We start from the raw sequence: 21,777 nt of genomic DNA, 5'->3' as shown, positions 1-21,777 counted from the left end.
CATCACCATCGTGCAGCAGGTCGCAACTCTCCGCCTTCGCTCCGACGAGACCGTCGCCCCGGTCTCGCGTCGTTTGTTCGGCACCTTCGTCGAGCACATGGGGCGCTCGGTCTATACGGGCATCCATGAGCCGGGGCATCCGACGGCCGATGCGGCCGGGTTCCGCGGCGATGTCGGCGCGCTCGTGCGCGAGCTCGGTGCCACGTGCGTGCGCTATCCGGGCGGCAACTTTGTCTCGGGGTACCGCTGGGAAGACGGCGTCGGGCCGGTGGAGGATCGCCCGGTGCGGGTGGATGCCGCGTGGCGGAGCCTCGAATCGAACGCCGTGGGTCTGCACGAGTTCACCGGGTGGGCAACCGAAATGGGCCTCGAGGTCATGATGGCGGTCAACCTCGGGACGCGCGGCGCCGCCGAAGCCGCCGAGCTGTTGGAGTACTGCAACCTCGATGAACCGACGGCGCGCGTCGCCGAACGGCGGAGGAACGGTGCGGATGCCGCGTTCGGCTTCGACGTGTGGTGCCTCGGCAACGAGATGGACGGCGAGTGGCAGATCGGCCACAAGACCGCCGACGAGTACGGCCGCCTCGCCGCCGAGACCGCCCGCCTGATGCGCTTCATCGATCCCAGTGTCGAGCTCGTCGCCGCGGGCAGTTCGTCGGCCGAGATGGCGACGTTCGGCGAGTGGGAGCGCACGGTGCTGCGTCACACCGGCGATCTCGTCGACCACATCTCTCTGCACGCGTACTACGAAGAACTCGACGACGTGTCGGACTTCCTCGCGTCGAGCGCCCGACTCGACCGCTTCATCGACGAGGTCGCGACGATCGTCGCCGACGTCGAGCAGGAGCTGGGTCTGACCAAGCGCATCGGCATCAGCGTCGACGAGTGGAACGTGTGGAACACCACGCGCTTCAACCAGGTCGACAAGGAACCGCTGCTCACGGGGCCGTGGCGCTTCCACCCGCGCATCATCGAAGACGAGTACACGGTGACCGACGCGGTCGTCGTGGGATCGCTGTTGAACTCGCTGCTGCGTCACGCCGACCGGGTCTCGATCGCCAACCAGGCCCAGCTCGTCAACGTGATCGCGCCCATCCGCAGCGAGCCGGGCGGTGCCGCCTGGCGGCAGACGATCTTCTACCCGTTCGCGATCACCGCCGCCCACGCGCACGGGTCGGTGCTGACGGTGGGAGTGGAGGCGGCGACGCTGACCACGCCCACCTACGGAGACGTGCTGCAGCTCGACGCCACCGCCACGTTCGACGACGACCGCATCGAGGTGTTCGTCGTGAACCGTTCGCAGACCGATGCCGTCGACGTCGCGCTCGACACCGATGGGTTCGTCGTGGAGTCGGCGACCACCCTGACCGCTCCCGACGACGGTGACCGTCGCACGACGAACACGGCGGATGCGCAGCCGGTGGCGCCGCGCGCGCTCGCCGTCGAGCCGGGCAGTGCGACCGTGCAGCTGCCGCCCCTCTCGTGGAACCACCTCCGTCTCGTGCGCGCCATCGAAGCCGGTGCCCGCACCGAAACCCAGGAAGAGAACGCATGACCGTCCCCGTCATCACCGACGTCCGCATCACCCCGGTCGCGTTCGCCGACCCGCCCCTGCTCAACGCCGCGGGCGTGCACGAGCCGCTCGTGCTGCGCTCGATCGTCGAGGTGCGCACCGACACCGGGCTGACCGGTCTCGGCGAGACCTATGGCGATGCCGACATCCTCGCGCTGCTTCGCCGCGCGGGCGAGGCCGTCATCGGCGCCACGCCCTACCAGGTCGGCCGCCTCTTCCCGGTGTTGGCCGCGGCGCTCGGGGCCGGCGATCCGGATGCTCCGACCGGGATGACCCGCAAGCTGCTGGCCACGATCGTCGCTCCGTTCGACACGGCCTTCCATGACCTGCAGGGGCAGATCGCGGGTGTGCCGGTGTGGGCGCTGCTCGGCGGCAGGCAGCGCGACGCTGTCGACTACAGCGGCTATCTCTTCTACAAGTGGGACCGGCATCCGGGTGCGCAGCCCGACGCGTGGGGCGCCGCCCTCGACGCCGAGGCGATCGTCGCGCAGGCGCAGCGCATGATCGGCACATGGGGCTTCCGTTCGCTGAAGCTCAAAGGCGGGGTGTTCCCGCCCGACCAGGAGGCGGAGGCCATCGAACGCCTGCACGAGGCGTTCCCCGAGGTGCCGCTGCGCATCGACCCGAACGGCACGTGGGATGTGCGCACGGCGGTGCGCATCGCCTCCCGCCTCGAGCGCGCGCTGGAGTACTACGAAGACCCGACCCCGGGTATCACCGCGATGGCCGAGGTCGCGCAGAAGACGTCGCTCCCGCTGGCCACGAACATGTGCGTGGTCGAGCAGGGGCACATCAACGAGGGCTTCCGTCGCGACGCCGTGCAGGTCGTGCTGATCGACCACCACTACTGGGGCGGCTTCCGGCCGTCGATGCAGCTCGCGGCGACGTGCGCGGCGATGAACGTGGGCATCTCGATGCATTCGAACAGCCACCTCGGCATCAGTCTCGCCGCGATGCTGCACCTGGGCGCCTCGGTCGAGAAGCTCGACTACGCGCTCGACACGCACTGGCCGTGGAAGCGCGCCGAAGACGATGTCGTCGCCGACACCTCGCACCTCACGATCCGGAAAGGCGCGATCACGGTGCCCGATCGGCCGGGGCTGGGCGTCGAGATCGACGAGTCCCGCCTGCAGCGACTGCACGAGGCGTACACCGAGACGACGATCCGTCGCCGCGACGACACTGGATACATCCGGCAGTTCCAGCCCGACTTCGACAGTCGGTTGCCGCGCTGGTTCGAGGAGGACGCCCGATGACGTTCGTGCACGACATCGAGACCGCGGCTTTCGTCGCCGCGGTCGAGCCCGGTGAGGGTCGTCGGGTCGCCGCCCAGATCGCCCCGACGGATGCACCGGTGCTCTCCCTCGACGGCCCGTGGCGCTTCCGCCTGGGCGAGGGGCTGCATGATCTGACGCCGTCGTTCGGGGCGGAAGCGCTCGACGACGCGAACTGGGACGAGATCGCGGTTCCGTCGAGCTGGCAGATCGCCGGTCTGCGCGACGCCGACGGCGCGCTGCTGCCGCGCGGCGAGTGGCGCTACGGGGCTCCTGCGTACACGAACATCCGCTATCCGTTCCCCGTCGATCCGCCCGCCGTGCCGAACGAGAACCCGGTTGGTGAGTATCGGCGTCGATTCGAGCATCCGGGTCTCGCCGAGGGCGAGCATGCCGTGCTGCGCTTCGAGGGTGTCGACTCCTCGTTCTCGGTCTGGGTCAACGGCGTCGCCGTCGGCTGGGGCACCGGCAGCCGACTGGCGACCGAGTTCGATGTGACCGCACTGATCCGGGCCGGCGAGAACACCGTCGCGGTGCGGGTGCTGCAGTGGTCGGCGGCCACCTACCTCGAAGACCAGGACATGTGGTGGGTGTCAGGCATCTTCCGTTCGGTGTCGCTGCGCACGCGCCCGGTCGGGGGCATCGACGAGCACCGCATCCGCGCCGACTACGACGCGACGACGGGAGAGGCCCGCCTGCTCGTCGAAACCGACGTGCCTGCCACGGTGCGCATCCCCGAACTCGCCGTGAGCGGTACGGCCGGCGAACCCATCGTGATCTCGTCGGTCGAGCCGTGGACGGCCGAGACGCCGCGCCTGTACGACGCCGAGATCGCGAGCCCGGGCGAGACGCTGCGGGTGCGCATCGGATTCCGCACGCTCAAGATCGTCGACGGCGAACTGCTGGTCAACGGCAGCCCCATCCGCCTGCGCGGTGTGAACCGGCACGAGTGGCACCCCGACACCGGGCGCACGCTCGACGTCGCCACGATGCTGCGCGACATCGAGCTGCTCAAGACGCACAACATCAACGCGGTGCGCACGAGCCACTATCCGCCCGACCCGCGGTTCCTCGATCTGTGCGACGAGCACGGTCTCTACGTGATCGACGAGTGCGATGTCGAGACGCACGGCTTCGTGCATGCCGGATGGGTGCAGAATCCGCCCGCCGATCCCCGCTGGCGTGCGGCGATGCTCGATCGCGCCGAGCGCATGCTGGCGCGTGACCGCAACCACCCGAGCGTGATCATGTGGTCGCTGGGCAACGAGGCCGGTGCCGGCGACAACCTGCAGGCCATGGCCGATCTGCTGCATGCGGGCGATGACCGCCCTGTGCACTACGAGGGCGACCAGAACAGCAGCTATGTCGACGTTTACAGCCGCATGTACGCCGCGCCCGACGAGGTGGCGCTGATCGGTGCAGGAGTCGAACCCGGGACCCCGGACGTGGCGGCGGATGCTCGCCGCCGCCGACAGCCCTTCCTGCTCTGCGAGTACGCCCACGCGATGGGCAACGGCCCGGGCGCGCTCATCGACTACGAGCGGCTGTTCGATCGGTACCCGCGATTGCTCGGCGGTTTCGTGTGGGAGTGGATGGACCAGGGCATCACGCAGGTCGATGCCCGCGGTCGCGAGTTCGTCGCGTACGGCGGCGACTTCGATGAGGCCCTGCACGACAGCACGTACATCATCGACGGGTTGGTCTTCGCCGATCGCACTCCTTCGCCGGGACTCACGGAGTACGCCGCGGTGATCTCGCCCGTGCGTCTGACGGTGGGTTCCGACGCGGTGCGCGTCGAGAACCGTCACGACCACGTCTCGCTCGACGGGTTCGAGCTCGCCTGGCGGGTCGAGGTCGACGGAGATCAGGTCGCATCGGGCATGCTGGCGCTGCCCGAGATCGGGCCGAGGGCGGATGCCGACATCGCGCTCCCGATCCTCGACGCACCGGCGCTCGCCGACGGCCAGCAGGCGTGGCTCACGATCGACGTCGTGCGCCGGGCCGATGCCGACGTCGTGCCCGCCGGTCATGTCGTCGGAACCGGGCAGCGCCTGCTCGCCGAGCGCACGCGCACTCTGCGCAGCGCGACCCCTGCGGTCGCCGCAGGCGACGGATGGCGCCTCGGCCCGGCCGAGATCGATGACCGGGGCCGACTGGTCTCCCTCGGCGGGCGCGCGGTCACGACGCCGGTGCTCGACATCTGGCGGGCACTGACCGACAACGACAGCCATGTCGAGGGTCAGGGTGCTCGATGGCTCGAACTCGGCTTCGATCGGATGCTGCATCGCACCGTCGAGGTCGTAGAAGACGATGGAGCGATCCGCGTGGAGACGGTCACGGGCGCGGCGGGCGTCGATTCCGGATTCGCCACCACCTGGGTGTGGACGGCGGTGGGCGACGCGGTGCATCTGCGGGTGCGCATCCGCCCCCACGGGCAGTTCCGTGCGGGGATCGAACCGACGACCCTCGGAGTCGCAGCTCCCGGGCCTGTGGTGACCCTGCCGCGACTGGGCATCACGTTCGCGCTCGACGGCCTCGACGACCGCGTCCGCTGGTTCGGACTCGGACCGGGGGAGTCGTATCCCGACTCCCGTCAGGCCGTGCGCGTGGGTGCGCATGAGACGTCCGTCGCGGCGTTCCAGACGCCGTACGCGCATCCCCAGGAGAACGGTGCACGACAGGATGTGCGCTGGGCGGAGATCAGCGGGTCGGAGATCACCGGTCGCAGTCCGCGCCTGCGCATCGAGGCCGACGAGTCCCTCGGGTTCACCGTCCGGCCCTGGCGCACCGCCGACCTCGAGCGGGCGACGCATGCCGTGCAACTGGAGCCTTCGGACCGCACCTGGATCACGCTCGATGTCGCGCAGGCCGGGCTGGGCACGGCATCCTGCGGTCCCGACACCCTGCCGCCCTACTGGCTGCATCCGCAGGAGCGCGAGCTGGGTGTCACGTTCATCGTGGATTGATACCTCTGGGGCATTGTTCAATGCCAAATAGATGCTTTACAGATATCAGTCGGTCTTTCTAGGCTGACTGAGCCAGGACCCGACGAAGGGATGCGGATGTCCACGACGATGACGCCGAGCGTGACGCGACGAAGAAGAGGATCCGGGACGGAGCGTGCCCAGATCCGGGCGGGATACGGCTTCCTCACCCCGTTCCTCATCGTCTTCGCGCTGGTCATGCTGGCTCCGGTGGTCTACTCGATCATCCTCAGCATGTTCCAGACGAAGCTGGTGGGTGGCACGATCTTCGTGGGTGTCGACAACTTCGTCGCCGCGTTCACCGACCCGCAGTTCCTCGAGGGCGTCGGTCGCGTGCTGCTGTTCCTCGTGGTGCAGGTGCCGGTGATGCTGATCCTGGCGCTCGTCGCCGCCCTCGCGATCGACAGTGCGCGTCTGCACGGTGCGAGCTTCTTCCGCCTGGCGATCTTCCTCCCGTACGCGGTGCCCGCGGTCGTGGCGGTGCTGATGTGGGGCTTCATGTACGGCGAGCGCTTCGGCCTCGTCGGCAACATCAACAACGCCGTCGGGTTCGACCTGATTACCCCGTTCGCCCCCGAATGGATGCTCCTGTCGATCGGCAACATCGTCACCTGGCAGTTCATCGGCTACAACATGCTTATCTTCTTCGCCGCGCTCAAGGCGATCCCGCACGAGCTGTTCGAGGCCGCGGAGATCGACGGAGCAGGACAGTTCAGCATCGTCACGGCCATCAAGCTCCCCGCCATCCGCGGGTCGCTCGTCATCGCCACGATTTTCTCGATCATCGGCAGCTTCCAGCTGTTCAACGAGCCGAACATCCTCAAAACGATCGTGCCGAACCTGATCCCCACCTTCTACACACCCAACATGTACGCCTACAACCTCGCCTTCCTCGGTCAGCAGCAGAACTACGCGGCCACGATCGCGATCATCATGGGCCTGCTCACCGCCGTGATCGCCTACATCGTGCAGCTGCGCGGAAGCCGGAAGGACGTCTGATGCCCGCCTCCTCTCTCCGATCCCGGTCGCCCCGCGCGTCGCTCAGTCGCAAGCCGCGTCGTTCGGTCGCGCTGACGATCGCTATGTCGCTCTTCGCCCTCTACGCGCTGCTGCCGCTCGTCTGGCTGCTCATCAACGCCACGAAGACGCAGTCCGAACTGTTCTCGTCGTTCGGCCTCTGGTTCTCGGGCCCGTTCGCGCTCTTCGACAACATCGCGCAGGTGCTCACCTACGACGACGGCATCTACGTGCAGTGGCTGCGCAACACGCTGCTCTACGTCGTGGTCGGCGCCGGTGGTGCCACACTGCTCAGCGCCATGGGCGGGTACGGCCTGGCGAAGTACCGGTTCCCGGGCAAGAAGGGCATCTTCGCGGTCATCCTCGGTGCGGTCGCCATCCCGGGCACCGCGCTCGCCGTGCCGACGTTCCTCATGTTCAGCGAGCTGGGGTTGACGAACACCGTCTGGGCGATCATCATCCCGTCCCTCGCCTCGCCGTTCGGGCTCTACCTGATCTGGGTGTACACGCAGGAGGCGATCCCGACCGAGCTGCTCGAGGCCGCCCGCATGGACGGTTCGAGCGAGGCCCGCACCTTCTTCACGATCTCGCTGCGCATCCTCGCGCCGGGTGTCGTCACGGTGCTGCTGTTCTCGGTCGTGTCGACCTGGAACAACTACTTCCTCCCGCTGATCATGCTCAGCGATCCCGAGCTGTTCCCACTGCCGATCGGTCTGCAGCAGTGGAACGCGCAGGCGGTCGGTGTGGGCGCGAGCCCCATCTTCAACCTCGTCATCACCGGGTCGCTGCTGGCACTCATCCCGATCATGATCGTGTTCCTCGCCCTGCAGCGGTACTGGCGGGGTGGGCTGAGCGCCGGAAGCGTCAAGCAGTAGCGCGCGCCGGGATAGGATCGGGCGATGTTCAGCTTCGAGCAATTGCGCGCCTTCGTCGCCGTCGCCGAGCATCTGCATTTCGGCAATGCCGCGCGGGAGCTGCGCATGACGCAGCCCCCGCTGAGCCGCCAGATCCAGAACCTCGAGACCGATCTGGGCGTGCAGCTGTTCGTCCGCACCAATCGCAAGGTGTCTCTGACCGTCGAGGGCGAGGCCTTCGTCGAGCGGGCCAAGCAGCTCCTCGATCTCGCCGACAGCAGCCGCTCGCTGATGCAGGGCGTGGCGCGCGGAGATCGCGGTCGGCTGGTCGTCGGGTTCACGTCGGGGGCGTCGCTCGCGGTGCTCGGCGACATCCTGACCGTCTGGCAGGAGCGCCTGCCGGACGTCGACGTGGTGCTGCACGAGCACGTCAGTCGTGACCAGCTCGCCGAGCTCGCGGCCTACCGGTACGACATCGGACTAATCCGTCCGCTCGCCGACCCCGACATCTTCGAGACGCTCCGCATCCACGAGGAATCGATGGTGGTGGCGATTCCCGAGGGGCATCCGCTGGCCGATGGTGCCGGCGAGATCTCGGTCGACGAGGTCGCCCGCGAGTCGATCATCGGGTACGCCCGCCCGGACTCGGAGTACTTCGTCCGAAAGCTGGAGGGCATCTTCGCCGACCGCAGCGTGCGGGTGGTGCAGCGAGCCGCGCAGATCCACAGTGTTATCGCGCTCGTCGCCGCCGGCTTCGGACTGGCGATCGTGCCGCGTTCGGCTGCGCGCATGGAGTACGCCGGGGTCGTCTACCGCGATCTGGCGGCGGCCGAGGGCCAGCCCGCCGCCTACACCGCGGCGGTGGATGCCGTCTGGCGCCGTGACTCGAGCAACCCCGGGCTCGCGCGGGCGATCTCGGCCATGCGCGACGCACTGGGAACCGGCTGAGCCAAAGCCTCAGTCGGCGGCGGTGTCTTCGGGAGAACCGACCCGGATCGACGCCGAGCCGTTCGGCAGGATCACGATCGTGCCGTTGAGCTGGAACGGCACGTCTTCGGAGAGCGGTGCGATCGACCCGTCGAACAGCGACTGGATCTCGACGTCGATGTGCGCCACGGCCTCGGTGGTCGGGATCTGCCAGTGGCCCTCGTCGGGGATCACCGTGACCTGAGGCTGGCTCGCGATGGACCACTTCGGCGGGGCGGTGATCCGGTTCGTGACCCGCAGTCCGAACGGGCAGGCGGTCGGCTGCAGCACCTCCTGCGTCGTGCACTCGGTGAGGAACTGCTCGACCTGCTGCTGCACGACTTTGACGAACTCCTCGGTCGGTTCGGTCTGCACGTCGAGCGGCGTGACGGCCAGGGGCGTGTCGGCCAGCACGCCGTGTCCGGATGCGGTCGCGATCGGGGTGTCGACCGTGACCGAGTAGAGCCCGGGGGTGAACACCAGAAGCGGCAGGGGATCGAGCGCGCCCGCCTCGGGCCCGAGGGCCGACACCTGGCGACGGTCGACCTCGAAGCCGTTCACCGCGAACTGGTCGGCGCCCCGCACGGTGAGGTCGATCACGGCGAGTGGGCTGGTGGTGAAGCGCCAGTTGGGGGTCACGCCCGCCCAGCCGTCCTGCTCGATCAGGAACGTGCTCGTGCCGGAGTGGCCGCTCGCCTGGTAGCTCACGGTGACCGCGGTACCGCCGTCTGCGGGCTTCTCCGACTCGACCTTCACATCGGTCAGCGGTGCGAGTGCCGACCGACGGAGCATCGCCTCCGAGGCTGCCGGGTCGATGCCCGCCTTCTCGAGGGTCTCGCGGTCGATCGCGACGCCGGGAATGCGGAGCGCATCGGCGGCCCGACCGGCGGAGAGCAGGTCGAGATAGCGGACCACGAAGGCGGACGGACCGTAGAACTGCTGGTACAGAGTCGCGCCGCCGGCACCGAGTGCGGCGACCAGCATGAGCCCGACGACGGCCAGCATCGCCAGATCGACGCCCAGGCGCGATCGCCGGGGCGCGCGCGTGCAGGCCCGTCCCATGGCGTCAGTCTAGGAGGGCGTCCTGGGGGGACGCCGAGCGTCGGCGGCCCCGGGCGGATGCCGGGACGTAGCATGGGTGGCGCCCCGTTTCCGTCTGCTTCCCCTGTGAGTGCCGTGTCCCTTCCCGCCCTGTCCGAGGAGCAGCAAGAGCTGTTCCGGCTCATCGAGGACACCGGCGAGCACGTCTTCATCACCGGGCGTGCCGGCACCGGCAAGTCGACGCTGTTGCAGCACTTCGCCTGGAACACCAAGAAGCAGATCGCCATCTGCGCGCCGACGGGTGTTGCGGCGCTCAACGTCGAGGGCCAGACCATCCATTCGCTCTTCCGGTTGCCGATCGGCCTGATCGGTGATGCCGACATCGATCAGAACGATGCGACGCGGCGCATCCTCAACGCCATCGAGACGCTCGTGATCGACGAGATCTCGATGGTCAACGCCGACCTGATGGATGCGATCGACCGCTCCCTGCGCCAGGCCAGAGGCCGCAGGGGCGAACCGTTCGGCGGCGTGCAGGTCGTCATGTTCGGCGACCCGTACCAGCTGGCGCCCGTCCCCCCTCGTGGTGACGAGGCGCGCTACGTGCAGGACCACTACCGCTCGTTCTGGTTCTTCGACGCCAAGGTGTGGGCCGGCGGGTCCGGGATCTCCGATCAGGGCGGCCTGTTCGAGGTCGACACCCGCGCCGAGCTGCACGTGCGCGAGCTGGTGCAGATCCACCGCCAGTCCGACGACGGGTTCAAGGCGATGCTGAACGCCGTGCGCTACGGGCGGGTGACCGCCGAGATCGCCGGCGTTCTGAATACGCAGGGGGCGCGGACGCCGCCGGATCCGGAGCCGGGCGAGGTGCCGATGATCACCCTCGCCACGCGCAACGACATCGTGAACAGCATCAACAGCAGGCATCTTGCTGCGCTGCCCGGCAAGGAGCAGACCGCGCGCGCCGAGGTCAGCGGCGACTTCGGACGCGGCGAGGCGTCGCTGCCGGCCGAGAGCGAGCTGAAGCTCAAGGTCGGCGCGCAGGTGATGTTCCTGCGCAACGACACGGCGATGTCCGGGGAGCCGCCCCGCTGGGTCAACGGCACCATCGGGACGGTCGTGCGCATCATCGGCAGCGCGGTGCGCGTGGACATCGACGGCGAGGAGGTCGACGTAGAGCCTGCCGTCTGGGAACGGTTCCGCTACGCGTACGACCAGAACACCAAGAAGCTGTCGCGCGACGTGGTGGCCGAGTTCACCCAGTTCCCGTTGCGGCTCGCCTGGGCGGTCACGATCCACAAGTCGCAGGGCAAGACCTACGAGCGCGCGATCATCGACCTCGGCTCCGGGGCGTTCGCGCCGGGGCAGACGTACGTGGCGCTGAGCCGGCTGACCTCGCTCGAGGGGCTCTATCTCTCGCGCCCGCTGCGACCCCGCGACATCCGGGTGGACGAGGATGTGCGTCGGTTCATGCGCGACGCCTGGCTCGCGGCGTCGACACCGGAGCTGCCGAAGAGCTGACGCCGGCGCCTCAGGCCGCGGCGCGCGCCCGGTCGAGGTCTTCGAAGAGCTCGGTGTTGAAGCGGTAGGCGAGGAGCACCTCGTCGATCACCCGCTCGCGCTCGGCGTCGTCCCACGGTGCCGCATCCAGCTGCTCGCGGTACACGTCCTTGAAGGCCGACGGGTCGGCGATGTCGTCGAACAGGTAGAAGCCGATGCCGTTGGTCTCGAAGCCGAAGCGACGGGCCATCACGCGGCCGATGAAGATCCCGCCGGAGAGGTCGCCGAGGTACCGCGTGTAGTGATGTGCCACGAAGCCGCCGGCCCAGGTCGCCCCGACCTGACGGATGCGGTCGACGTAGCGCTGCGTGGTCGGCAGCGGCACGATCTGCTCGCGCCAGTCGGCCCCGAGGAGGAACTCCAGGTCGGCCTCGAGCGCGGGAAGGCGGGTGAGCTTGTCGCTGATGAAGACCGAGGCGATCGGGTCCTGGCGCATGCGGTCGCCGGCGCTCTCGAGTGCTTCGTAGATGAAGTAGTGCTGAGCGACGAGCGAGATGTAGTCCTCGCGGGAGCCCTCGCCCTTCAGGAGGTCGGACATGAAGCCGGCGGTCTCGCTGCGGGAGTGGGATCCGGACGAGCGCTCGCGCAGGGCGGCGGAGAAGGAGAGGATCTCGGGCATGACCTCAGTGTAAGGGGAGCCTTACCTCAGAGGAAAGCCCGGAGTTGTGGGAAGTCGTCCGGAGACCCGCCTCCGCGGCGATCAGGCGTGCGGGCGAGGCTCGACACCGAGGCGGGCGCAGGCCTCGTCGTAGAGCGCCACGACCTCGCGACGCACAGACGGGCGGTCGGCGATCGGTCCTCCGGGCCACGGCACGCGCAGCTCGGACGCGGCGCCGCCGGCGGTGATCTCCCACACTCCACCATCGCCGTCGAAGCCCGTCATGACGGATCCGGTGATCTCGGCGTCGGTCTCGGCGAAGGCGCGGGCGATGAGCAGATTGTCGTCGGTGTGGTCGCCGTTCATGTGGCGGAGAACGGCGATGATCACGTCGGCATCGAAGAGGTGGGGCACGATTCTCACCTTACGCGCGCGCACGATCGCCCGGCTCGATGCCGTCTTTCAGGATCCGCGTTCTAGACTCGGGAGACACATCTTCGGGGGTTCTACATGCAGCTTCTCTCGTCGCGCCGTTGGCGCGCCGCAGCGGCCAGTGCGGCCGTGCTCGCTCTCGTCCTCACCGGATGCTCCTCCGAAGGCTCCTTCACGTACACACCACCGGCTCAGGTCGACGGCGCTCTGCCCGATGCGACGGTCGACGCGATGCAGGCGGCGGTCGACAACGCGCTGACCGCGTCCGGCGCCTCCGGGGCGATCGTGGGCGTCTGGGTCCCGTGGAGCGGCAGCTGGGTCACCGCATCGGGCACACAGGGCCGCGACGGCGGTGAACTGTCCACCGACATGACGTTCCGCGTCGCGGACGTGACCCGCCTCATGACGTGCGATGTGCTCTACGCCCTCGCCGACGAGGGGACCGTCAAACTCGACGCCAAGGTGCCCAAGTACGTCTCGGGCGTCGCCGACATGAAGGACGTCACGCTCCTCGACCTGTGCAACGGCACGAGCGGCGCCGGATCGTCCGAGCCGACGATCAAGGGTGCGCTGATGAACACCCCGGAGCGGATCTGGTCTCCGCTGGAGCTCGCGGGCTACGGGCTGGGCCGCGAGCGGCTGGCACCGGCGACGGCCTTCCGCGACTCCGATGCGGGGTACCTGCTGCTCGGCGTCGCGCTCGAGCGCGCCACGGGCATGTCGGCATCCGAGCTGATCGCGGAGTACGTCACCGAGCCGCTCGAGCTCTCCGCCACCTCGCTCCCCGGCTCGACGCCGGCCGCGCCGGGCGACACCCCGATGAACGGGCACTACCTGTCGGCCGTCGAGGGCGGCTTCAACTGCGCCGCCCCGGTCGACATCACCACGCTCTCGGCGAGCTCCGGCTACACCGACTCCGGCGTGGTCTCGAACATCACTGATCTCGGCCGCTACGTCCAGGCGGAGGCGCAGCAGGCGCTGCGCACGAAGGAGAAGCCCGATCGCTTCGGAGCCCCACTCCCGGTCAGCGAGAAGGGCCCTTCCTGGTACCAGGCCGCCGGGGGCGCCTATCTCGCTGGGTCGATGGTCGGCCAGCACGGCTGGGTTCCCGGCTATGCGACTTCGGCCTACTCGGATCCCGCAACCGGCTTCACCGTCGCGGTCGTGCTGAACGACTCGACCGGAGGCTCGCGGTTCGCCCAGCAGCTGTCCTGGGAGCTCGCGGCGATCGCGTCGAAGGCCGCACCGGCCTCCGGTCAGACAGCGCCGGAGTTCGGGCTTCCCTTCACGGCGGAGACCTACCACGAGTCGATCTCGAAGTCCGCGCTCGCCTGCGTGCCGCCGCCTGCGGAGTGATCACCGGCCCGACCTCGGTGCGGAAGGGAAGGGCGACGATGGCGATCATCGACAACGCGATCTACGTGGACGGTGTGCGCACCGAGAATCCACAGAGCCTGAGCGAGACGTTCGAGCGCATGCGGGAACGCGGCGGGATGAGCTGGATCGGGCTGTACCGGCCCAGCGAGGAAGAGATCCGCGAAGTCGCCGACGAATTCGGTATCCACGCCCTCGTCGTCGAGGACGCGCTGTCGGGACACCAGCGCGCCAAGCTGGAGCAGTACGGCGATGTGCTGTTCATGGTGCTGCGCCCGGCTCGCTACCTCGACGAGGCCGAGGAGGTCGAGTTCGGCGAGGTGCATGTGCTGGTCGGCCCTGATTTCGTCGTGACGATTCGGCATGCCGAATCTCCGGACCTCGGACGCGTGCGGCACCGGCTGGAGAACGACCCGGCGCTGCTCGCCCATGGTCCCGAAGCCGTGCTGTACGCCATCCTCGACGAGGTGGTCGACGAGTACGCGCCGGTCCTCGCAGGGCTCGAGAACGACATCGACGAGATCGAGAGCCAGCTCTTCGAGGCAGACGTGGATGCCACGCAGCGCATCTACGAGCTCGGCAGGGAGGTCATCGATTTCCAGCGCGCGACGCAGCCGCTCTCCGGGATGCTCGAGGCGCTGCTGCGCGGCTCGGACAAGTACCTCGTGGGGGAGGAACTGCGCAGCTACCTGCGCGACGTGCTCGATCACACGCTCCGGGTGAGCGACCGTGCGACGACCTTCCGCACCGTGCTCGACAACGCCCTCACCGTCGAGTCGACGATCGTGGCCCGTCGGCAGAACGAGGAGATGCGGCGGATGACGGAGCTCAGCATCCGTCAGAACGACGAGGTCAAGAAGATCTCGGGCTGGGCGGCGATCCTCTTCGCGCCGACGCTGGTCGGCACGATCTACGGCATGAACTTCGATCACATGCCCGAGCTGCACTGGCTGCTCGGCTATCCGATGGCCATCGGCATGATGGTCGTGCTGGGCTTCGCCCTGTACGCGGTGTTCAAGCGCAAGGGCTGGCTCTGACGCTGTCCGGAACCGTGCGGTCGTTGGCCGGATCGGATCTTGCCCGGCGCCTCGGCGGCGATCACGATGAGTCCATGACGACTTCTCCCGACACCGCCCTGCTGGTCATCGATGCGCAGGAGTCGTTCCGCCAGCGCGCCGACGACTGGGCGGCGACCGCGAACCCGGCAGCGCTCGACAACATCGCACTCCTCGTCGCGCACGCCCGCGAAGTCGGCGACCCGGTCGTGTGGGTCACCCACTCCGAACCGGGCACCGGGGGCGTGTTCGATCCCGCCAACGGGTTCGTGCGGGTGATCGAGGAGCTCGAGCCTCGGGAGTCCGAGGACGCCGTCACCAAGACGACCGTCAACGCGTTCGGCTCCACCGATCTCGAGGAGAGACTGCGGCGCGCCGGCATCGGCCGCGTGGTGGTCTGCGGCATCCGCACGGAGCAGTGCTGCGAGACGACCACCCGTATCGCCGCCGACCTGGGCTTCGAGGTCGAGTTCGTGACGGATGCGACGACCACCTCCGCCATCCCGGCGCACGGTGCGCTCGCCGCCGTGTCGGGGGAGGACCTCATGCGCCGCACCGAGAGCATCCTCTCGGCCCGCGGGTTCGCGACCGTCACGAGCACACAGGAGCGGATCGGCGCGACCGCCGGGGTCTGAACCGCGGCTCAGTCCTCGTCGGCCTCGACCCCCGGACCAGGGCCCGGACGCACCGGAGCGTCGGGGGCGATGTCGATCCGGGTGTTGCCGTCGTGCTCGCTGACCTCGATGCGCGGGGCGGCATCGGCCTCGGTGGCGTCCGGCGCGGCGGTGAGCTGATCGTGTCGCTTCTCGGCGCTCGTCATCTCATCGGCGTTGTTCTCAGGCGTGCTCATGGTTCTCCTTCGGGTCGGTTGCGGTGTCAGGTTTCGGGCCGGTCCCGAGCGGTGCGCCGCCGGTGCGCTTCCGGTTCCAACGGGCCAGCAGGTACAGGACGCCGCCGACGACGAGCAGGATCGCGCCGAAGAGCCAGACGACCGGGCGCTGCTGGGTGAGCAGCAGGATGCACGAGGCGATGCCGAGCACGGGGACGAACGTCCAGACCCGGAAGTGATCGTGCTCGACGTGATCGCGCCGGAGGACCAGCACCGAGATGTTCACGCTGAGGAAGACGACCAAGAGCAGCAGGACCACGGTCTCGGCGAGCGTCGCCAGATCGCCGACGAGGGTCAGCCCCATCGCGACGAGCGTGGTGGTGAGGATCGCGACCCACGGCGTCTTCCGCTTCGGCAGCACGCGGCCGAGCACCGGCGGCAGCAGGCCCTGCTCGGCCATGCCGTAGGTCAGGCGGCTGACCATGATCATGGTCAGCAGGGCGCCGTTCGCGACGGCGACGAGGGCGATGAGGCTGAACAGCCAGGAGGGGATGCTGACGCCGGTGGCCTCGACCACCGCGAGCAGCGGGCCGCTGGACTCCTGCAGCTCGGCGGGCGGGAGGGCGATCGAGCTCGCGAGGCCGACGAGGACGTAGACCGCGCCGGCGGTGATGAGTGCTCCGAACAGGGCACGCGGGTAGGTGCGCCGCGGATCCTTCACCTCCTCGATCATGTTGGCGGAGGTCTCGAAGCCGACGAACGAGTAGTACGCGATGACGGCTCCCGAGAGCACAGCCATGGCGACGCTCGTGCCCTCGGGCGCCTGGGTCACGCGCGACACGTCGCCGCCTCCGCCGCCGAGGAAGATCGCGACCACGGCGATGACGATCACGAGTCCACTGAGCTCGATCGCCGTCATCACGAGGTTGGCCCCCAGGGACTCGCGGATGCCGCGGGCGTTCAGCAGTCCGACCAGGGCGAGGAAGGCGATGGCGACCGGGATGGTCGGTAGGTCGAGGAAGGTGCCCAGGTAATCACCCGCGAACGCGATGGCGAGCCCCGCCGCGCTGGTCACACCCGCCGCGAGCATGCTGAAGCCCACGAGGAACGAGACGAGCGGGCTGTGGAACGCGCGCTCGGCGAAGACCGCGGCCCCGCCCGCGCGTGGGTACTTGGTGACCAGTTCGGCGTAGGAGCCGGCGGTGAGCATGGCGAGCAGCAGCGCCAGGAGCAGCGGCGCCCACAGCATGCCGCCCACCTTCTCGGAGAGCACGCCCATCAGCGCGTAGATGCCCGCACCGAGCACATCTCCGAGGATGAAGGCGAACAGCAGCGGGCCGGTGATCGCTCGTCTCAGCCGCGTGGGGGCCTCGGCGCCGGAGGCAGTCTCGGTGGTCATCCTCGCACGCTACGGGGAAGGGGGGAGCGCGGGCCACGGGGTTGACATCACCGGCGTGATTCCGGCATCCGGACGCTGTGGATGTCGCCGCGATCGGGGCACGCACCTGAGTTCAGGGAATTCACAGCAATACCGCGCGGCTTCCCGATATTCCGGTGCGCGCAGCGATAGCGTCGGTGCCGCACGAGGGGTGCGTCGGCCAGGGTGCGCGGGCAAACGGGTGACTTCCCCTCTCCTGAATTCCCAAGCAAAGGGCTCTCTCATGACCGGTACGGCACGCAAGGCGCTCGCAGAAGCGGTCGCCACCTTCCTCTTCGTTCTCGCGATCATCGCGGCGGTGAACAGCGACAGTCCGCTGACGCCACTCGCGATCGGCTTCACCCTGATGGTGCTCGTGTTCTCCACGGGTCACATCTCGGGCGCCCACCTCAACCCGGCCGTCTCGGTCGGTGTGTTCCTGCGCGGCGGCCTCAGCGTCGCCGACTTCATCGCCTACCTCATCGCACAGTTCGTCGGTGGCGCGGTGGCCGCACTCGTCAGCATGTCGGTCTGGCCGGCCGGTGAAGAGGCCATGGTCATCGAGGTCGGCCCGGCGTTCCTCGTCGAGGCGCTGTTCACGCTGATCCTCGTGTGGGTCGTGCTCAACACGGCCACGTCGAAGGACACCGCGGGCAACTCGTTCTACGGTCTCGCGATCGGTGCGACCGTGTTCGTCGGTGCGGCCACGGTCGGCTCGATCTCGGGCGGCGGTTTCAACCCGGCCGTCGCGCTCGGCCTCTCGGTCAGCGGTCACTTCGCGTGGAGCTCGCTGTGGCTCTACATCGCCGCCCCGGTCGTGGGGGCCGTGATCGCCGCGATCCTGTTCCGCGTGCTCAACACGGACGACGCCAAGAAGATCGCCGTCGCGGAGTAACTCCCGTTGCTCGGTCGAAGCGCCGCATCCTCTTCGGAGGGTGCGGCGCTTCTTACGTGTGTGGGACCTGTGGGAGCCTGGAACCGATGGACATCACCCCGGCGCCGCGGCGCACACTCCTGGTCGGATTCGGCAAGCTCGGCGCGCGCCTGGCGCCACGGCTTCTCAACGACGGCGGTGAGGTCTTCGCTCTGCGGCGGAGTGACGGGGAGCTGCCCGCCGGCGTGGTCGGCATCCGCGCTGATCTCTCGCAGCCGCTCACGGCCCCGCTGCCCGCGGTCGATGCGGTCGTGATCACACTGCCGCCGGGCGCCGCGGAACACTCCTATCGCACGGCACTCGGACACCTTCGGGATGCCCTGCCGGCGCTGCCCGCCCGCACCGTGTTCGTGTCGTCCACCGGTGTCTTCGAAGGGAGTGCCTTCACGGCCGACCGTCCTCTCACCGAGCAGGACGAGCCCGCGGCCGAGACCGAGCGCTCGCGGGGGCTCCGTGACGGCGAGCGGGCGGCGGCCGAACTGTTCGACGCCGTGGTCGTGCGACCGGCGGGGATCTACGGTCCCGGTCGCGAGTTCCTGCTGCGCAAGGTCCGCGAGGGCGCGGCGGTCGACCACTCCCGGCTCACGAACCGCATCCACGAGACCGACCTCGTGCGCACGCTCGACCTGCTGCTGCGTACCGACGACCCGCCGCGGCTGGTGCACGCGGTCGACGAACGACCGGCACCTCTCGGCGACGTCGTCCGCTTCCTCGCCGGGGAGCTGGGCGTCGCTGTTCCACCCGACGAGGCATCCGACGGCCCGCGCGGGTTCGTGTACGACGGGTCGCTGCTCCACTCGCTGCTCGGGCGTCTCGACTACCCCACCTACGAAGAGGGGTACGCCGAGATGATCGCCGGATCCGCCTCGCACCCGCTGCTCGGCCCGTAGCCTGGACGCATGACGAGCACCAGCACGAGCGCCCGCACCGCCCTCGAGGTCGCCGACTGGCGCCGACGGGTCTTCGCCCTGTACGACGCCGTGCGTCTCGCCGACTCGCCCGAAGACGCCCACGAGCTGTGGCGGATGGAGCGCGACGAGCTGATGCTCCATCACCCCGCGACGCCGCTGCTGCCGGAGGACCGGCCGCTGTTCGAGGGTCTGCCCCTCGCCTCGTACGATCCCGACTGGCGCTTCGAGCTGCCGATCCTGCCCGCCGACCCCGGCGGTTTCGACTTCGCGACCGGAACCGACGGCGTCGTGCCGTTCGAGCGCATCGGCCGGGTCGAGATCCCCGATGCCGGATCGCTCGACGTCTGGCGACTCACCACCTACGGCGGCGGTCTGTTCATCCCGGTGCGCGACGCGCTCGCCGGACGCGAGGGTGGAACGTACGGCGGCGGTCGCTACCTGATCGACACCATCAAGGGCGCCGACCTGGGATCGGATGCCGCAGGCGGCACGATCGTGCTCGACTTCAACTTCGCCTACAACCCGTCCTGCGCCTACGACCCGGCGTGGGCGTGCCCGCTCGCGCAGCCGGGCAACGTGCTCGCCGTTCCAGTTCCCGTCGGAGAGATGTACTGAGAGCTCTCAGCCGACGATCTCGATCGCGGTCGAAGTCTCCTCGTCGTCACAGGCGCCCCCGACCCACAGCCGGATCCGCCCCGGTTCCACCCTCCGGATTCCGTCGACGCCCGTGAACGCGAGGCGCCCCGTGGGAACCGTGAATTCCACGCGCTGCTCCGCGCCCGCTTCCAGCGAGACCCGCTGGAACCCGATCAGCTGCGCGACCGGGCGGGCCACGCTCGCGACCTCGTCGTGCGCATACAGCTGCACGACGTCGGTGCCCGCGCGGGAGCCGGAGTTACGGACGAGCACAGACACTCGGAACTCCGCGCCCGCGCGGACCGTCGTGTCGGCCGTCAGCTGCTCGTGGACGAAGGTCGTGTAGCCGAGTCCGAACCCGAACGGCCGCGCCGGGGACGGATCGACGCTCGACACATCCGTGCGTCCACCGAGCGCGGGATGCAGGTACGAGTACGGCTGCACGCCCGCCGACCGCGGCAGCGACACCGGGAGCCGTCCCGAGGGGGAGACCGCTCCGCTCAGCACGGCCGCGACGGCCGGTCCGCCCTCTTCGCCGGGGAAGAACGCCTGCAGCACCGCAGCCGGGAGCGAGCGCTTTTTGGTGGCGGCAGTGCCGGACGGAGCAGGCGAGTTCACCGACCCCAGGCCGGCGGTCAGTCCGGCGCCCGACTCCCGATGCGGCAGTGCCCAGTCCAGGGCATACGGGCGACCGGTGAGCGCGACGACGACCACCGGGGTGCCGGTCGCGACGACGGCCTCGACCAGGGCGCGCTGCACGCCGGGGAGTTCCAGCGAGTCGACGTCGTTGCCTTCGCCGACCGTGCCGCGTCCGAAGAGTCCGGCCCGGTCGCCGACCACGACGATCGCCACGTCGGCTTCGCCAGCGGCGGTGACCGCGGCCGGGAATCCACTGCGGTCCTCGCCCTCGACCTCGCCGCCGACGACATGGGTGATGGTGGCTGCGGGGAGCTCGGCACGGAGTCCGTCGAGCACGCTCGGCAGGGCGATGCCGGCGGGCACCTCGGGGTGGTGCGCGAGCACGTGGTTCACGAACGAATAGCAGCCCATGAGAGCCTCCGCGCTGTCGGCGTTCGGTCCGATGACCGCGATCCGTGGCGCACCGGAGGCATCCAGCGGCAGTACGCCGTCGTTGCTCAGCAGCACGATCGACTCCTCCGCGAGTCGGCGGGCGAGTGCGCGGTGCTCGGGGGAATCCAGGTCGATCGCGGCGGGCGCGACCGTGAAGTCGGCATCCAGCAGTCCCAGCTCCTCCTTCTGCGTCAGGACGCGTCCGACCGCCCGGTCCAGGATGCTCTGCTCCAGCGACCCGTCGCGCACCTGCGTGGCGAGGGTCGTGTACGCGTCGGGGGAGGGCAGCTCCACGTCGATCCCCGCGGTGATCGCCAGCGCGGCGGCCTGTGCCGAGTCGGCCGCGACGTGATGCATGCTCTGCAGGAAGTCCACGGCGAAGTAGTCCGACACGACCACCCCGTCGAACCCCCAGCGTCCGCGCAGCACCTCGTCGAGGTAGTACGGATCGGCGGCCACCGGCACCCCGTCGATGTCGGTGTACGAGTTCATGACGCTGCGCACCCCGCCTTCGCGAACCGCCATCGCGAACGGCGGGAGCAGCACGTCCTCGATCTCGCGCCGCCCGGCGTGCACCGGCGCGTGATTGCGGCCCGCGGTGGACGCCGAGTATCCGACGAAGTGCTTGAGGGTGGCGTGCACGCCCTCCGACTGCAGGCCGCGGACGTAGGCGGTGCCGACGGTTCCCACGAGCAGCGGGTCCTCGGCGATGCACTCGTCGACGCGCCCCCACCGCGGATCGCGGACGACGTCGAGCACGGGAGCGAGTCCCTGATGGATGCCGAGTGTCCGCATCGACGACCCGATCGCCCGCCCCACCTCCTCGACCAGCTCGGGATCGAAGGATGCGCCCCACGCCAGCGGGGTCGGGAAGGTCGCCGCCTGCCAGGCGGCCAGGCCGGTCAGGCACTCCTCGTGTACCAGGGCCGGGATGCCCAGCCGGGTCTCGCGCTGCAGCCGTGCCTGCTCGCCCCACAGCCACTGCGCGCGCTCGATCGGGTCGACCGGGCGCGTGCCGTACACGCGGGTCAGGTGGCCGATGCCGTGCGCCGTCGCATCCTCGTACCGGGTCGAGGTCTTCTTCTCGCCGGCCATCGGGGCGACGAGTTCGTCTCCCTGATCCACCCAGAAGCCGACGAGCTGCGCCTGCTTCTCCTCGAGCGTCATCTGCTCGAGGAGGCCCTCGACGCGCGGGGAGAATCGGGGGCGGGATGTGGGAGCGAGCACGTGCGTCTCTTTCTGTGGGGTCTG

At 69.1% G+C, this 21,777-nt stretch carries 19 protein-coding genes; 13 read left to right on the top strand and 6 right to left on the bottom strand.

What is annotated here, in order from left to right; genetic code table 11:
- Positions 1–10 precede the first annotated feature (10 nt).
- The 6 genes from OC372_RS10740 (at position 11) to OC372_RS10715 (ending at position 8,650) form a co-directional block, all read left to right on the top strand.
- On the top strand, positions 11–1,555 hold the full coding sequence (locus tag OC372_RS10740; protein ID WP_262001972.1) for an alpha-N-arabinofuranosidase: 1,545 nt from the start codon (positions 11–13) through the stop codon (positions 1,553–1,555).
- Positions 1,552–2,829 carry an enolase C-terminal domain-like protein gene (locus OC372_RS10735; protein ID WP_262001971.1) on the top strand — a complete coding sequence of 426 codons (1,278 nt, stop codon included), beginning with the start codon at positions 1,552–1,554 and terminating at the stop codon, positions 2,827–2,829. Before OC372_RS10740 ends, OC372_RS10735 begins: the two co-directional genes overlap by 4 nt.
- Positions 2,826–5,813, top strand: a complete 2,988-nt coding sequence (locus OC372_RS10730; protein ID WP_262001970.1) for a glycoside hydrolase family 2 TIM barrel-domain containing protein — start codon at positions 2,826–2,828, stop codon at positions 5,811–5,813. The genes OC372_RS10735 and OC372_RS10730 overlap by 4 nt, the downstream gene beginning before the upstream one ends.
- Positions 5,814–5,909: 96 nt before the next feature.
- A complete protein-coding gene (locus OC372_RS10725) occupies positions 5,910–6,830 on the top strand; it encodes a carbohydrate ABC transporter permease (RefSeq protein WP_410054861.1) in 921 nt (306 codons plus the stop codon).
- On the top strand, positions 6,830–7,723 hold the full coding sequence (locus tag OC372_RS10720; RefSeq protein ID WP_105711694.1) for a carbohydrate ABC transporter permease: 894 nt from the start codon (positions 6,830–6,832) through the stop codon (positions 7,721–7,723). Before OC372_RS10725 ends, OC372_RS10720 begins: the two co-directional genes overlap by 1 nt.
- A gap of 24 nt (positions 7,724–7,747) precedes the next feature.
- Entirely contained in the window at positions 7,748–8,650 is a 903-nt protein-coding gene (locus OC372_RS10715; RefSeq protein WP_262001968.1) for a LysR family transcriptional regulator, read from the top strand.
- Between the two features lie 9 nt (positions 8,651–8,659).
- Here OC372_RS10715 and OC372_RS10710 read toward each other — a convergent pair whose 3' ends face one another.
- Positions 8,660–9,730 (bottom strand): hypothetical protein, encoded by a 1,071-nt coding sequence (locus OC372_RS10710; protein WP_262001967.1) that lies wholly within the window; start codon positions 9,728–9,730, stop codon positions 8,660–8,662.
- Between the two features lie 114 nt (positions 9,731–9,844).
- Here OC372_RS10710 and OC372_RS10705 point away from each other — a divergent pair, with 114 nt between their 5' ends.
- The gene (locus OC372_RS10705; RefSeq protein ID WP_181156341.1) at positions 9,845–11,230 is read left to right on the top strand and encodes an ATP-dependent RecD-like DNA helicase; all 1,386 of its coding nucleotides are present in this window, start codon (positions 9,845–9,847) and stop codon (positions 11,228–11,230) included.
- A 10-nt stretch (positions 11,231–11,240) separates the two neighbouring features.
- On the opposite strand, the gene OC372_RS10700 is transcribed toward OC372_RS10705, so the two are convergent.
- Positions 11,241–11,888: a heme oxygenase (biliverdin-producing) gene (locus OC372_RS10700; protein ID WP_029264391.1), complete on the bottom strand. Its 648-nt coding sequence runs from the start codon at positions 11,886–11,888 to the stop codon at positions 11,241–11,243.
- Positions 11,889–11,969: 81 nt separating this feature from the next.
- The gene (locus OC372_RS10695; protein ID WP_262001966.1) at positions 11,970–12,281 is read right to left on the bottom strand and encodes a DUF2470 domain-containing protein; all 312 of its coding nucleotides are present in this window, start codon (positions 12,279–12,281) and stop codon (positions 11,970–11,972) included.
- Positions 12,282–12,377: 96 nt separating this feature from the next.
- Between OC372_RS10695 and OC372_RS10690 the strand changes: the two genes are divergently transcribed.
- From OC372_RS10690 to OC372_RS10680, 3 genes are all read left to right on the top strand, one after another.
- Positions 12,378–13,655: a serine hydrolase domain-containing protein gene (locus OC372_RS10690; RefSeq protein ID WP_262001965.1), complete on the top strand. Its 1,278-nt coding sequence runs from the start codon at positions 12,378–12,380 to the stop codon at positions 13,653–13,655.
- Positions 13,656–13,693: 38 nt separating this feature from the next.
- A complete protein-coding gene (gene corA / locus OC372_RS10685; RefSeq protein WP_262001964.1) occupies positions 13,694–14,710 on the top strand; it encodes a magnesium/cobalt transporter CorA in 1,017 nt (338 codons plus the stop codon).
- Positions 14,711–14,784: 74 nt separating this feature from the next.
- Positions 14,785–15,363 (top strand): isochorismatase family protein, encoded by a 579-nt coding sequence (locus OC372_RS10680; protein WP_262001963.1) that lies wholly within the window; start codon positions 14,785–14,787, stop codon positions 15,361–15,363.
- 8 nt (positions 15,364–15,371) lie between these two features.
- On the opposite strand, the gene OC372_RS10675 is transcribed toward OC372_RS10680, so the two are convergent.
- Together OC372_RS10675 and OC372_RS10670 are read right to left on the bottom strand one after the other, a co-directional pair.
- A complete protein-coding gene (locus OC372_RS10675) occupies positions 15,372–15,578 on the bottom strand; it encodes a multidrug transporter (RefSeq protein WP_105711687.1) in 207 nt (68 codons plus the stop codon).
- A complete protein-coding gene (locus OC372_RS10670) occupies positions 15,565–16,956 on the bottom strand; it encodes an APC family permease (protein WP_262001960.1) in 1,392 nt (463 codons plus the stop codon). The genes OC372_RS10675 and OC372_RS10670 overlap by 14 nt, the downstream gene beginning before the upstream one ends.
- Positions 16,957–17,218: 262 nt before the next feature.
- Here OC372_RS10670 and OC372_RS10665 point away from each other — a divergent pair, with 262 nt between their 5' ends.
- The 3 genes from OC372_RS10665 to OC372_RS10655 all read left to right on the top strand — a co-directional run bounded on the left by OC372_RS10665 (position 17,219) and on the right by OC372_RS10655 (position 19,434).
- Positions 17,219–17,869 carry an MIP/aquaporin family protein gene (locus OC372_RS10665; RefSeq protein WP_105711686.1) on the top strand — a complete coding sequence of 217 codons (651 nt, stop codon included), beginning with the start codon at positions 17,219–17,221 and terminating at the stop codon, positions 17,867–17,869.
- Positions 17,870–17,955: 86 nt separating this feature from the next.
- The gene (locus tag OC372_RS10660) at positions 17,956–18,798 is read left to right on the top strand and encodes a sugar nucleotide-binding protein (protein ID WP_262001958.1); all 843 of its coding nucleotides are present in this window, start codon (positions 17,956–17,958) and stop codon (positions 18,796–18,798) included.
- A 9-nt stretch (positions 18,799–18,807) separates the two neighbouring features.
- Entirely contained in the window at positions 18,808–19,434 is a 627-nt protein-coding gene (locus OC372_RS10655; RefSeq protein WP_262001956.1) for a DUF1684 domain-containing protein, read from the top strand.
- 6 nt (positions 19,435–19,440) lie between these two features.
- Here OC372_RS10655 and OC372_RS10650 read toward each other — a convergent pair whose 3' ends face one another.
- On the bottom strand, positions 19,441–21,693 hold the full coding sequence (locus OC372_RS10650; RefSeq protein WP_262002104.1) for a beta-glucosidase family protein: 2,253 nt from the start codon (positions 21,691–21,693) through the stop codon (positions 19,441–19,443).
- Positions 21,694–21,777 lie beyond the last annotated feature (84 nt).

The organism is Microbacterium sp. Mcb102 (assembly GCF_024519805.1).
Taxonomy (GTDB): Bacteria; Actinomycetota; Actinomycetes; order Actinomycetales; family Microbacteriaceae; genus Microbacterium.
The sequence above is the reverse complement of the archived record's forward strand: the minus strand, read 5'-3'. Positions and strand labels throughout refer to the sequence as shown.

Bases quoted from the DNA above. Each gene is read 5' to 3' on its own strand.
- OC372_RS10735 (WP_262001971.1), top strand. From the start codon at position 1,552: ATGACCGTCCCCGTCATCACCGACGTCCGCATCACCCCGGTCGCGTTC.
- OC372_RS10730 (WP_262001970.1), top strand. From the start codon at position 2,826: ATGACGTTCGTGCACGACATCGAGACCGCGGCTTTCGTCGCCGCGGTC.
- OC372_RS10725 (WP_410054861.1), top strand. From the start codon at position 5,910: ATGTCCACGACGATGACGCCGAGCGTGACGCGACGAAGAAGAGGATCC.
- OC372_RS10720 (WP_105711694.1), top strand. From the start codon at position 6,830: ATGCCCGCCTCCTCTCTCCGATCCCGGTCGCCCCGCGCGTCGCTCAGT.
- OC372_RS10715 (WP_262001968.1), top strand. From the start codon at position 7,748: ATGTTCAGCTTCGAGCAATTGCGCGCCTTCGTCGCCGTCGCCGAGCAT.
- OC372_RS10710 (WP_262001967.1), bottom strand. From the start codon at position 9,730: ATGGGACGGGCCTGCACGCGCGCGCCCCGGCGATCGCGCCTGGGCGTC.
- OC372_RS10700 (WP_029264391.1), bottom strand. From the start codon at position 11,888: ATGCCCGAGATCCTCTCCTTCTCCGCCGCCCTGCGCGAGCGCTCGTCC.
- OC372_RS10690 (WP_262001965.1), top strand. From the start codon at position 12,378: ATGCAGCTTCTCTCGTCGCGCCGTTGGCGCGCCGCAGCGGCCAGTGCG.
- corA (WP_262001964.1), top strand. From the start codon at position 13,694: ATGGCGATCATCGACAACGCGATCTACGTGGACGGTGTGCGCACCGAG.
- OC372_RS10680 (WP_262001963.1), top strand. From the start codon at position 14,785: ATGACGACTTCTCCCGACACCGCCCTGCTGGTCATCGATGCGCAGGAG.
- OC372_RS10675 (WP_105711687.1), bottom strand. From the start codon at position 15,578: ATGAGCACGCCTGAGAACAACGCCGATGAGATGACGAGCGCCGAGAAG.
- OC372_RS10670 (WP_262001960.1), bottom strand. From the start codon at position 16,956: ATGACCACCGAGACTGCCTCCGGCGCCGAGGCCCCCACGCGGCTGAGA.
- OC372_RS10665 (WP_105711686.1), top strand. From the start codon at position 17,219: ATGACCGGTACGGCACGCAAGGCGCTCGCAGAAGCGGTCGCCACCTTC.
- OC372_RS10660 (WP_262001958.1), top strand. From the start codon at position 17,956: ATGGACATCACCCCGGCGCCGCGGCGCACACTCCTGGTCGGATTCGGC.
- OC372_RS10655 (WP_262001956.1), top strand. From the start codon at position 18,808: ATGACGAGCACCAGCACGAGCGCCCGCACCGCCCTCGAGGTCGCCGAC.
- OC372_RS10650 (WP_262002104.1), bottom strand. From the start codon at position 21,693: ATGACGCTCGAGGAGAAGCAGGCGCAGCTCGTCGGCTTCTGGGTGGAT.